This is a genomic window from Streptomyces sp. NPDC015171 (assembly GCF_043079545.1).
Taxonomy (GTDB): domain Bacteria; phylum Actinomycetota; class Actinomycetes; order Streptomycetales; family Streptomycetaceae; genus Streptomyces.
This window is the reverse complement of the sequence record NZ_JBIBUO010000006.1, coordinates 241,189-253,103: the sequence shown is the minus strand read 5'-3', so window position 1 is coordinate 253,103 and position 11,915 is coordinate 241,189. Positions and strand designations below refer to the sequence as shown.

Annotated in this window: 10 protein-coding genes; 5 read left to right on the top strand and 5 right to left on the bottom strand. The window is 71.7% G+C overall.

The features are described from left to right. The first annotated feature begins 120 nt into the window (after positions 1-120). Both ACF073_RS19080 and ACF073_RS19075 read left to right on the top strand, forming a co-directional pair. Positions 121-792 carry a lysophospholipid acyltransferase family protein gene (locus tag ACF073_RS19080; protein ID WP_392071747.1) on the top strand — a complete coding sequence of 224 codons (672 nt, stop codon included), beginning with the start codon at positions 121-123 and terminating at the stop codon, positions 790-792. Positions 793-917: 125 nt separating this feature from the next. Then, positions 918-2,549: a multicopper oxidase family protein gene (locus tag ACF073_RS19075; RefSeq protein ID WP_392071393.1), complete on the top strand. Its 1,632-nt coding sequence runs from the start codon at positions 918-920 to the stop codon at positions 2,547-2,549. Between the two features lie 79 nt (positions 2,550-2,628). On the opposite strand, the gene ACF073_RS19070 is transcribed toward ACF073_RS19075, so the two are convergent. The 5 genes from ACF073_RS19070 to ACF073_RS19050 all read right to left on the bottom strand — a co-directional run bounded on the left by ACF073_RS19070 (position 2,629) and on the right by ACF073_RS19050 (position 8,686). Continuing rightward, on the bottom strand, positions 2,629-4,152 hold the full coding sequence (locus ACF073_RS19070) for an MFS transporter (protein ID WP_392071391.1): 1,524 nt from the start codon (positions 4,150-4,152) through the stop codon (positions 2,629-2,631). A gap of 88 nt (positions 4,153-4,240) precedes the next feature. Beyond that, positions 4,241-4,789 (bottom strand): TetR/AcrR family transcriptional regulator, encoded by a 549-nt coding sequence (locus tag ACF073_RS19065; RefSeq protein WP_392071389.1) that lies wholly within the window; start codon positions 4,787-4,789, stop codon positions 4,241-4,243. Between the two features lie 82 nt (positions 4,790-4,871). After that, the gene (locus ACF073_RS19060) at positions 4,872-5,843 is read right to left on the bottom strand and encodes an aldo/keto reductase (RefSeq protein ID WP_392071387.1); all 972 of its coding nucleotides are present in this window, start codon (positions 5,841-5,843) and stop codon (positions 4,872-4,874) included. Between the two features lie 112 nt (positions 5,844-5,955). Then, a complete protein-coding gene (argH, locus tag ACF073_RS19055; RefSeq protein ID WP_392071386.1) occupies positions 5,956-7,392 on the bottom strand; it encodes an argininosuccinate lyase in 1,437 nt (478 codons plus the stop codon). 100 nt (positions 7,393-7,492) lie between these two features. Continuing rightward, positions 7,493-8,686, bottom strand: coding sequence for an argininosuccinate synthase (locus ACF073_RS19050; protein ID WP_392071384.1), 1,194 nt, complete (start codon positions 8,684-8,686; stop codon positions 7,493-7,495). Positions 8,687-9,023: 337 nt separating this feature from the next. Between ACF073_RS19050 and ACF073_RS19045 the strand changes: the two genes are divergently transcribed. From ACF073_RS19045 to ACF073_RS19035, 3 genes are all read left to right on the top strand, one after another. Continuing rightward, complete coding sequence (locus tag ACF073_RS19045) at positions 9,024-9,611, top strand: pyridoxamine 5'-phosphate oxidase family protein (protein ID WP_392071382.1); 588 nt, start codon at positions 9,024-9,026, stop codon at positions 9,609-9,611. A gap of 3 nt (positions 9,612-9,614) precedes the next feature. Beyond that, a complete protein-coding gene (locus tag ACF073_RS19040) occupies positions 9,615-10,319 on the top strand; it encodes a L,D-transpeptidase (RefSeq protein ID WP_392071380.1) in 705 nt (234 codons plus the stop codon). Positions 10,320-10,528: 209 nt separating this feature from the next. Then, a complete protein-coding gene (locus ACF073_RS19035; protein ID WP_392071378.1) occupies positions 10,529-11,911 on the top strand; it encodes a ferric reductase-like transmembrane domain-containing protein in 1,383 nt (460 codons plus the stop codon). Positions 11,912-11,915: the final 4 nt, after the last annotated feature.

The window sequence follows — 11,915 nt, the reverse complement described above, 5'->3', positions numbered from 1 at the left end:
GTCAACACTTAGTAAGACCTCGGTGAACCGGCCGTCCTCGATGTGCGCCCGACCCGGAGCCGCGAGTAATGTCCTCACCTGCACAGACTCATATGGCCACCCTTGACGTCGGAGGACCCGTTGTCCCGCTTCGCGCTCATCAAGGCAGTGCTCGGACCGATCATGCGTCTGATGTTCCGCCCACAGGTGGAGGGCGCGGAGCACATCCCGGGGGACGGCCCGGTGATTCTGGCCGGTAATCACCTCACCTTCATCGACTCGATCGTGCTGCCGGTCGTCACCAAGCGTCAGGTGCTCTTCATCGGCAAGGACGAGTACGTCACCGGCAAGGGCTTCAAGGGCCGGCTGATGGCGTGGTTCTTCACCGGCGTCGGCATGATCCCGGTGGACCGGGACGGCGCGAACGGCGGCGTGGCCGCGCTGATGACCGGGCGGCGGGTCCTGGAGGAGGGCAAGGTCTTCGGGATCTACCCCGAGGGCACCCGCTCGCCCGACGGCCGGCTGTACCGGGGACGCACCGGTATCGCGCGGCTGACGCTGATGACCGGCGCCCCGGTGGTGCCGTTCGCCATGATCGGCACGGACAAGCTGCAGCCGGGCGGCCGGGGCATCCCGCGGCCGGGCCGGGTCACCGTCCGGTTCGGCGCCGCCATGGAGTTCTCGCGGTACGAGGGCATGGACCGGGACCGGTACGTGCTGCGGGCCGTGACCGACTCCGTCATGACCGAGGTCATGCGTCTTTCGGGCCAGGAGTACGTGGACATGTACGCCACCAAGGCCAAGGCCGCGTAGAGCCGTCCGACGGACCGGCACTTGGCCGCTGTCCATCCGCCTGCCGGTGGAATCTGACGCCGACACATCGTGCATTCGGCCGTATGAGAGCGGCCATATGACCTCACAACATGTCTGATTCAGACATGTACAAACCTTCTCGGCGAACTCTGCTGCGCACCTCGATCGCCGCCGCCGGCGCGGGATTCCTCGCAGCCTGCACCAGCTCCGACTCCGAGCCCAGCTCCGGGCCCCAACGTGCGGGCGACGGGGCCAGGTTCGTCCCGGCCGGGCCCAAGGGGTACGTCAACCCCTCGGACCCGGAGGTGCTTGCCGCCGAGCGGAAACGGGGGGCCGGCCGCGTACGCGGCTTCACGTTCACCGCCGCCGAAGCCAAGCTGGACCTGGGCGGCCGGTCGGTCCGCACCTGGGCGTACAACGAGACGGTGCCCGGCCCGCTGGTCCGGGTCACCGCCGGAGACGTGCTCGATCTGACGCTCACCAACCGGCTCCCCACCTCGACCTCGCTGCACTCCCACGGGGTACGCCTGCGCTGCGACATGGACGGCGTGCCGGATCTGACCCAGCGCGCCATCGACGCCGGGGACGACTTCCGCTACCGCTTCACCGTCGCGCACCCGGGCACCTACCTGCTCCACTCGCACGTCGGTATGCAGCCCGACCGGGCCCTGTACGCGCCGCTCATCGTCGAGGACCCCAAGGAGCCCCTCTCCTACGACAAGGAGTGGGTCGTGCTCCTGGACGACTGGCTCGACGGCGTGGACGGCTCCACCCCGGAGAACGTCCTGAGCCAGCTCAAGCCCGGCGGCGGCATGGACATGGGCAAGATGGCCATGGGGCCCGGACAGCACAGCGCGACCCCCGGCGGGTCGGCGCACTCGCACGCGTCGCCGTCGAAGAAGTCCACCGGGCCCAACCGGGTGCTGCACAACTCCCACAGCCGCATGCTGCACGGCGAGGGCGGCAGCGTCGCCTACCCGTACTACCTGATCAACGGACGGCTGCCGGACAATCCCTCGGTGTTCCGCTGCCGTCCCGGCGACCGCGTGCGGCTGCGCATCATCAACGCCGGTTCCGAGACCGCCTTCCGGGTCGCGCTGGGCGACCACGAGATGACCGTCACGCACACCGACGGCTATCCCGTGAAGCACAAGAAGACGGACGCCCTGCTCGTCGGCATGGCGGAGCGGTACGACGTCCTGGTCACCGTCCGGGACGGCATCTTCCCGCTGGTCGCCGTCCCGGAGGGCAAGAAGGGCAGGGCCCTCGCCGTCCTGCGTACCGACAAGGGGGGCGGCAAGAGCCTTCCCAAGGGGGACGTCCGCCCCGACGAGCTCGACGGGAAGACCGTCCCCGCCCGCCGGCTGCGGCCCGCCGACTCGGTGGCCCTCGACCACCGCGACCCCGACCGCGAGCTGCGCATCAGGATCACCGGCACCATGGGGAGATTCGACTGGGGGTTCGACCACAAGCCCTACGACGAGCGGCAGCGCCACGCGGTCCGGGCCGGTGAACGGGTGCGGCTCACCCTCGTCAACGCCACGGACATGTGGCATCCGATGCACCTGCACGGGCACACCTTCGCGGTGACAGGACTGGACTCCGTGGGCGCGCGCAAGGACACCGCGCTCGTGCTGCCGCACCGCAAGCTGGTGCTCGACTTCGACGCCGACAATCCGGGGCTGTGGATGCTGCACTGCCACAACCAGTACCACTCGGAGAGCGGCATGATGACGGTGCTCGGCTACAAGAAGTGACCCGGGGGCGGTCCGGCGTTCCGGGGCGCGGGTACGTGGCGGCGCTGCCACGCCTGCCCGCGCCCCGGGCGGGCGCCGCCTAGCCGGCGCTGTCCAGCTTCTGGTCCCGCAGCAGGAACCAGGCCACCGCGGCTGCCGCCAGCAGGACCGCCGCTCCCGCGCCGGAGGCCAGGTGCAGGCCGTGGACGAAGGAGTCGCGGGCCGCGTCGAGCAGTGCCTGTGCCTGGTGCGGGGCCATGTGCCCCGAGGCCTCCACGGCCGCGCCCAGCGACTCGTGGGCGTCGGCCGGGGTGCCGGCCGGGCCCGTGAAGCCGCGGTAGACACCGGTCACGATCGAGCCGAGCAGGGCGATACCCAGGGCCGCGCCCAGTTCGTAGGCCGTCTCGGAGACCGCCGAAGCGGCGCCGGCCTGGTCCTTCGGGACGCTGGAGAGGATCACGTCGGCGGTCACCGTGAAGGAGAAGCCCGCGCCGACACCCACGACCAGCAGGGCGGCGCCCAGGACCGGATAGCCGGTGGACTGGCCGACCGTCGTCAGGGCGGCCAGGGCGACGCCGACGGCGGCCAGACCGCCCGCGACCACCGTGCGGACCGAGAAGCGCCGGGCGGCGCGGCCCGCGACCAGGCCGGCCGCCACCGCGCCGACTGCGGCCGGCAGCTCCGCGAGACCGGCCTCGAACGGGCGCCGGTCCTGGACGAGTTGCAGGAACTGGGAGAGGAAGAACACCAGCCCGGACATGCCGAGGACGGTCAGCAGATCGGCGAGGACCGCCCCGCTGAAGCCGCGGCACCTGAACAGCCGCATGTCCAGCAGCGGGACCGGCATGGTGAGCTGACGGCGGACGAAGCCGTACAGGGCCGCGGCGCCCAGCAGGCCGGTGCCGAGCGTCGTCCAGGTGAGACCGTGGCTGGCCGCCTCCTTGACCGCGTAGACGAGCGCGATCATGCCGACCAGCGACAGCAGGACGCTGGCCAGGTCCCAGGGGCCCGGGGCGGGGTTGCGGGACTCGGGCAGGGTGCGGATGCCGACCAGGACCAGCACGGCCATCACCGGCAGGTTGATCAGGAAGACCGAGCCCCACCAGAAGTGATCCAGGAGGAATCCGCCGGCGATCGGGCCGACGGCCGTGCCGGCGGAGGCGGTGGCACCCCAGATGCCGACGGCGAGGCTGCGCTCGCGCGGGTCGTGGAAGATGTTGCGGATCAGGGCCAGGGTGGCGGGCATCAGGGTGGCGCCCGCGACACCGAGCAGCGCCCGGGCCAGGATCATCAGTTCCGGGGTGGTCGCGTAGGCGTTGAGCACGGAGACCGCGCCGAACGCCGTGGCGCCGACGAGCAGGATCCGCTTGCGGCCGATGCGGTCGCCGAGGCTGCCCATGGAGACGAGCAGACCGGCGATGACGAAGGAGTAGACGTCGCCGATCCACAGCAGCTGGGTGCCGGAGGGGTTGAGGTCTTCGCTGATGTAGGGGGTCGCCAGGCCGAGGACGGTGGCGTCGACGGCCACCAGCAGCACGGCCAGGACGAGGACGGACAGCGCAAGCCAGCGGCCCGGGCGCTTCACCGCCTCGGTCGCCTGTGCCGGCTGCAGGGTGCTGCTCATGATTCCTCTCTTCGTCACGCGCGGGTGCGTGGTGTCTGCGGCACGGGGTGCGTCACGCGGTGCCGCGTCGTGCGCGGCACGGCATGCGTCACGCGGTGCCGCGTCGTACGCCGCCGAGCAGCAGCTCGACGACCATGTAGGTGAAGTCCCGGGCGGCCACCCGGCCCTCCGTCACCGCCCAGGCCCCGGAGGCCAGCAGGCCGAACAGCGCCTCGGTGAGCCAGGCCGGGGTGAGGTCGATGCGGAACTCGCCGTTCTCCTGGCCGCGCCGGAACAGGTCCGTGAGGCGGGTGTCGATGCGGGCCCAGCCCTCGTTCTGCTGCTCGCCCTCGAAGAGCTGGTTCTCGGTGTAGAGGAAGGCGAGCAGGCCGCCCGCGGGTTCGAGCGCGCGGACCACGCGGTGGACCGCCTCGGCCGCCGGGCCCTCGTCCAGCCGGGCCGCGTCAAGCGCCGCCTCGCACTCGGCGATGCCGAGCGCCTCCAGGGCCCGGACGAGCGCGTCGCGGCCGGCGAAGTGGCGGTGCAGCGTGGCCCGGCTGATCCCGGCCGCCTTGGCCACCTCGTCCATGGTCGCGGTGGATTTGCGGGTCAGCAGGGCGGCTGCGCTGCGCAGCACGTGGTCACGATCCAGGGCCATGAGACAAGAATAGCCCATGTGAGACATCATTGTCTCAAGTTAGGCATGCGTGACTCATCGGTGCTGGTCAGAGCGGTGATCGTCAGTGCCAGGGCAGCTGGCCGCGCCGCTCCCAGTAGACCCGCGGGTCCTCCGCGAGCGTGGCGAGGAGGGTCATCTGGTCCACGTCGAGATCGACGGCGGGGGCGTGCAGATTGGAGACGAGCTGCGGGAGGGTCGCGGCACCGGAGAGGACGACGCCCGCCCAGGGCCGGCGCAGGATCCAGGCGAGGGCCACGGCGTCGCAGCCGAGCCCCGTCGCCTCGGCCACGGCCCGCAGCGCGTCCGGGGCGTGCGGTGCGGCCAGCCGGCCGTTGGCCATGCCCTCCTTGACGATCACGGTGAGCCCGGCGTCGTGCGCCTCGGCGAGGGCCGGTCCCGCCGAGGTCTCCAGCACGTTGAACGTCGACTGGACCGTACGGAAGAGCGGCTCGCCGTCGACCGTGACGGCGAGGGCGGCGCGGATCGCGTCGGCCTGGGCGGGGCCGCTGGTGGAGAAGCCGACGCTCAGTCCGCCGGCGGCGGCCTCCGCCAGCCTGGCGTGCAGGTCCTTGTCGGTGAGGGCCGGGCTGTCCGGAGTCACCGAGTGGATCTGGTAGAGGTCGAGCCGGTCGCCGAGCAGCGCGTCGGTCTCGGCGCGCTGCCGTTCGTAGGTGGCGAGGGTGTGGTCCTTGACCTCGTGCCGCTCCGCGTCGGTCGACCAGCCGGCGGTGTAGGTGTAGCCCCACTTGCTGCCGACGACCACGTCGTCGATGTCCGGCCGGCCGTTCAGCCAGTCGGCGAGGAACTCCTCGGAGCGGCCGTAGGAGCGGGCCACGTCGAAGTACCGCACGCCCTGCGCGTAGGCGGCGTCCAGGAGTTCCCGGGTGCGGGCGCGCAGGGCGTCGACGCTGCGGTCCTCGCCGAGGTCCTGGTCGCGGCCGAGGTTGATGTAGCCGGGGCGGCCGACGGCGGCGAGGCCGAGGCCGATGTGGCAGGTCGGCGTGGTGGCGTTCGCGAGGCGGGCGAAGGGCATCGCGGGCTCCGTTCGGTCGGCTCCGTGAGGGCTTCGACCAACCTAACCCGCGAGGAGGCCGCGCCCGGGGAGCCGGGCCCCTGAAGGGGCGCCCCCCGTCGGGGGCGCCGGATCAGCCCCGCTGCCGCTTGGCTTCGGCCCAGGCGTGCTGCCCCGCCAGGTCCGCCTTGACCTCCGCCAGCTGGACGGCCACCGCGCTCGGCGCCGTGCCCCCGCGGCCGTTGCGCGAGGCGAGCGCGCCCGGGACGTTCAGGACCGACCGCACCTCCGGGGTGAGATGGGTGCTGATCTTCGCGAACTGCTCGTCCGTCAGGTCGCCCAGCTCCTTGCCCTCGGCCTCCGCCGCCTTCACGCACTCGCCCGCCACCTCGTGGGCGACCCGGAACGGCACGCCCTGCTTGACCAGCCACTCGGCGATGTCGGTGGCGAGCGAGAAGCCGGCCGGGGCCAGTTCCTCCATGCGCTCGCGGTGGACGGTGAGGGTCGCCATCATGCCGGTGAAGGCGGGGAGCAGGACCTCCAGCTGGTCGCAGGAGTCGAAGACCGGCTCCTTGTCCTCCTGCAGGTCGCGGTTGTAGGCGAGCGGGAGGGCCTTGAGCGTGGCCATGAGGCCGGTCAGGTTGCCGATCAGCCGGCCCGACTTGCCGCGCGCCAGCTCGGCGATGTCCGGGTTCTTCTTCTGCGGCATGATCGAGGAGCCGGTGGAGAAGGCGTCGTGCAGGGTGACGAAGGAGAACTCCTTCGTGTTCCAGATGATGACCTCCTCGGCGATCCGGGAGAGGTTCACGCCGATCATCGCGGTGATGAACGCGAACTCGGCGACGAAGTCCCGGGAGGCCGTGCCGTCGATGGAGTTCGCGGCGCTGCCGTGCTCGAAGCCGAGGTCCCGCGCGACCGCCTCCGGGTCGAGGCCCAGGGAGGAGCCGGCGAGGGCACCGGAGCCGTACGGCGACACGGCCGTCCGCTCGTCCCACTGGCGCAGCCGCTCGGCGTCCCGGGACAGGGACTGGACGTGCGCGAGGACATGGTGGGCGAAGAGCACCGGCTGGGCGTGCTGGAGGTGGGTGCGGCCGGGCATCGCCACGTCCGGGTGCGCCTCGGCCAGGCCGACCAGGGCGTCCTGGAGGTCGGCGATCAGGCCGCCGATCGTACGGGCGTGGTCGCGCAGGTACATCCGGAAGAGGGTGGCGACCTGGTCGTTGCGGGAGCGGCCGGCGCGCAGCTTGCCGCCGAGGTCTGGGCCGAGGCGCTCCAGCAGACCGCGCTCCAGGGCGGTGTGCACGTCCTCGTCGGCGATGGTGCCCACGAAGGTGCCGGCGGCGACGTCCGCCTCCAGCCGGTCGAGCCCGGCGATCATCCGCTCCAGCTCGTCCTCGGTGAGGAGCCCCGCCGTGTGCAGCACGCGCGCGTGGGCACGCGAACCGGCGATGTCGTAGGGCGCGAGCCGCCAGTCGAAGTGGACGGACGCGGACAGCTTCGCCAGCGCCTCGGCGGGACCGTCGGCGAAACGGCCGCCCCAGAGCCGTACGTCACCGCTGTTGCTGCTCACTTGCGTTGCTCCTCGAAGCTCGTGATGTGCCACCGCCTCCCCACCCTTCCAGGCGGGGAGGCGGCTGTCAGGCCGATGCGGGTGAGGTGACCCGGCCGGGTCAGACGAGGTCCCGCTGGGCGGCGATCTTCGACGACAGGCTGTAGATGTCGATGAAGCCCTTGGCCGCGGACTGGTCGAAGGTGTCGCCGGTGTCGTAGGTGGCGAGGTTGAAGTCGTACAGCGACTCCTCGGAGCGCCGGCCGGTGACCACCGCGCGGCCGCCGTGCAGGGTCAGCCGGACGTCGCCGGAGACGTGCTGGCTGGCCTCGTCGATGAAGCCGTCCAGGGCGCGCTTGAGCGGGGAGAACCACTGGCCGTCGTAGACCAGCTCGCCCCAGCGCTGCTCGACCTGGCGCTTGTAGCGGGCCAGCTCGCGCTCGACGGTGACGTTCTCCAGCTCCTGGTGGGCGGTGATCAGGGCGATCGCGCCCGGCGCCTCGTACACCTCGCGGGACTTGATGCCGACCAGGCGGTCCTCGACCATGTCGATCCGGCCGACGCCCTGGGCACCGGCGCGCTCGTTGAGCTGCTGGATGGCCTGCAGGACGCTGACGGGCTTGCCGTCGAGGGCGACCGGGACACCCGCCTTGAACGTGATGATCACCTCGTCGGCCTCGCGCGGGACGGCCGGGTTGGAGGTGTACTCGTAGATGTCCTCGATCGGGGCGTTCCAGATGTCCTCAAGGAAGCCCGTCTCGACGGCGCGTCCGAAGACGTTCTGGTCGATGGAGTACGGGGACTTCTTGGTGGTGGCGATCGGGAGCTGCTTGGCCTCGCAGAAGGCGATCGCCTTGTCCCGGGTCATCGCGTAGTCGCGGACCGGGGCGATGCACCGCAGGTCGGGGGCGAGGGCGACGATGCCGGCCTCGAAACGGACCTGGTCGTTGCCCTTGCCGGTGCAGCCGTGGGCGACCGTGCCGGCGCCGTGCTTCTTGGCGGCGGCGACCAGGTGCTTGACGATCGTCGGCCGGGAGAGGGCCGAGACCAGCGGGTAGCGGTCCATGTAGAGGGCGTTGGCCTTGATCGCCGGGAGGCAGTACTCGTCGGCGAACTCGTCCTTGGCGTCGGCGACCTCGGCCTCCACGGCGCCGCACGCGAGGGCGCGCTTGCGGATGACGTCCAGGTCCTCGCCGCCCTGGCCGACGTCGACCGCAACGGCGATGACCTCGGCGCCCGTCTCCTCGGCGATCCAGCCGATGGCGACGGAGGTGTCCAGACCGCCTGAGTAGGCGAGTACGACGCGCTCGGTCACGGGTTTCTCCTCACAGTGCATTCGCTGACATGCATGAGTATGCAGGGTTCTGCATGATTCGTCAATCACCGTTCGGGTGACATCGGATCCGGGGCAGTCGCCGGCAAGCGGCTCGCACGGACCGCGGGGCGGGAGGCCGGCAGAAGGCTGAACGAGCGAAAGCGCTCTCCGACACTCCCCCGCGCACGCGGGCACCGCGCCGCCCGCGCTCGTCCGGTCCGGGACGCGTCCGGTCCGGGACTCATCCGGTCCGGGACTGGTCCGGGACACGTCCGGTCCGGGACTCGTCCGGAAATTCCTTAGACGGGCGAAGGACTCGGGGCGATACTCGGCAGGCATGGGAAAGACCTACGAGCGCATCGACGGCAGGCTCCGCGCCTTCATCGAGGAACAGCCCCTCTTCTTCACCGCGTCCGCTCCGCTCTCCGGCGACGGCACGGTCAACCTCTCCCCCAAGGGCCTCAAGGGCTCGTTCGTCGTGCTGGACGAACACACCCTGGCCTACCTGGACTTCGCCGGGTCCAACGCCGAGACCATCGCCCACCTCCGGGAGAACGGGCGGATCACGCTGATGTGGTGCGCCTTCCAGGGCCCCCCGAACATCGTGCGGGTGCACGGCCGCGGCGAACCGGTCTTCCGCGACGACCCGCGCTTTCCCGACCTGCTCGCCCGCTTCCCGGACATCGACCCGGGCGCGCACGGACTGCGCGCGGTCATCGTCGTCCACGCCGAACTGGTCCGGGACAGCTGCGGGTACGCCGTGCCCCACATGGCGTACGAGGAGGACCGCGACCTGCACGCGAAGCGCTTCTCGCGGGAGGACGACGCCTCGCTGAGCGCGTACTTCACCAGGAAGGAGCACATCGCGACCAGCCTGGACGGACTACCCGGGCTGCCGTTGCCGCTCCCCCCGTCTAGCGTCTGAGCCATGCGCCCCGGTGTGGTCCTCGCCCTCGTCTCCGCCTCCGTCCTCGCCCTGCCCGGCGCCGCGCCCGCCCCCGGGCCGGCGCCGCGGCCCGCCGAGCTCGCGGACACGGGCGGCGGCGGCCAGCTGATCCTCGCCCAGGCCCCCGGCACCGAGGCCACGGAGGGCACGGTCAGCTGGTGGGACCTGCGGGACGGGCAGTGGGTCCAGGCCGGGTCGGCGCCGGCCAGGTTCGGGTCCGGCGGTCTCGTGGAGGGCGGCAGCCGCAAGCAGGGCACGAACACGACGCCGACCGGCCTGTACGAGCTCCCGTTCGCCTTCGGGATCAAGGCGGCGCCGGCCGGGACCCGGGTCCCGTACCGGGGGGTGCGGGACAGCTCCTGGTGGTGCCAGGACAACGACTCCACCGCGTACAACCGCTGGACCGACCCGCTGCCCGCCGACTGCCGCGCCGCCGAGTCCGAGCACCTCATCGACTACCAGGGGCAGTACGCGTACGCCCTCGTCATCGCCTTCAACTACGCGCAGCCGGTGCACGGCCGCGGCGCCGGCATCTTCCTGCACGTCAACGGCAAGGCGGCGACGGCCGGTTGCGTGTCGGTGCCGGAGGAGGCGATGCGGCAGATCCTCACCTGGGCGGACCCGGCGGCGAAGCCGCACATCGCGATCGGCACGGAGGACGGGGCGACGGCGATCACCCGCTACTGAGAGCCGCCCCGGCCGGCATGGGGCCCCGGTTCCGGGCCGGACGGTGTGGTGGTGCGGGCGGACGGGGGCCGGCGGGTTCTGCCGGCCGCGCGCACCGTCGCCTCCGTGAGTCCGGTCCCCGACTGCGGGGCCGGGGGAAAGTGATCCTCTGAACACTCGGCGCGTGCCGCGCGTATCTGTGGGCCAAGGGTCAAGTCCCCGGAGGAACCGTGACCACCACGCTCGCAGGCGGACGTGCCGCCCGCCGACAGACGCTGCGCCGCATCCGCCCGCGCCGCTCCCCGGCCGTCCCGCTGCTGCTCGCCGTCTGGGCGGGCGCGGCGGCCGTGCTCTGGCTCTGGTGGCACAACACGCCCTCCATCGCCGACGACACCGGCCGGATCCTCAACGCCGGCCGGATCACCGGCCTGCTGGCCGGCTATCTGATGGCGCTCGTCGTGCTCCAGATGGCGCGCGTGCCGGCGCTGGAGCGGCGGGTCGGCTCCGACCGGGTGGCCCGCTGGCACGCGATGAGCGGCCGGTACACGCTCTGCCTGGTCGTGGCGCACGTCTTCCTCACCATGTGGGGGTACGCGCTCCAGGCCGGCAGGTCGCTCGGCGACATCGTGCGGCAGACGGTCGACTCCGTCGAGCAGTTGCCGGACATGGGCAAGGCGGCCATCGGCACCGGCCTGTTCGTGGTCATCGGGCTGTCGTCGATCGGCGGGATCCGCCGCCGGCTGCCGTACGACGCCTGGTACCACGTCCACCTGCTGACCTACGCGGCGGTGTTCCTGACCTTCTGGCACCAGATCACCACCGGCAACGACTTCGCCGTGGAGCCCGCCGCCAAGACCTTCTGGTACGTCCTGTACGGCGCGGTCACCTCGCTGGTGCTCTGGTACCGCGTGCTGACCCCGGTCCGGCTGAACCTCCGGCACCGCATGCGGGTGGAGGCGGTCATCGAGGAGACGCCCGGGATCGTGTCGGTGCTGATCGGCGGGCGCAAGCTGCACCGGATGGGCGCGGAGGCGGGCCAGTTCTTCCGCTGGCGCTTCCGCGCCCCGGGGATGCGCTTCAGCTCGCACCCGTACTCCCTGTCGGCCGCACCGCGCCCCGACACGCTGCGGATCACGGTGAAGGCGATCGGCGACCACAGCGCCCGGCTGCGGGAGCTGACGCCCGGGACCAAGGTGTGGGCGGAGGGGCCGTACGGCGCGCTCACCGCCCAGCGCCGCAGCCGGGGCAAGGTGCTGCTGGTCGCGGGCGGGGTCGGCATCACGCCGATGCGCGCGCTGTTCGAGACGCTGCCCGGGGCCGCCGGTGACATCACGCTCCTGTACCGGGCCAACACCACCCAGGACTTGGCGCTGTGGGACGAGCTGGCGGCGATCGCCAAGGAGCGCGGCGCCCGGCTGATGTACGCGGTGAACAGCCCGGAGGGCGAGCGGCCCGACATCTCAGCGGAGAACCTCCAGCGGAAGATCCCGGACATCGACCGGCACGACGTCTTCATGTGCGGTCCCGCCGGGTTCGCGCAGTCGGTGTTCGAGGCCCTGCGCGGGGCGGGGGTCCCGGCCCGCCGTATCCACCACGAGTCGTTCGAGATGTGAGCGG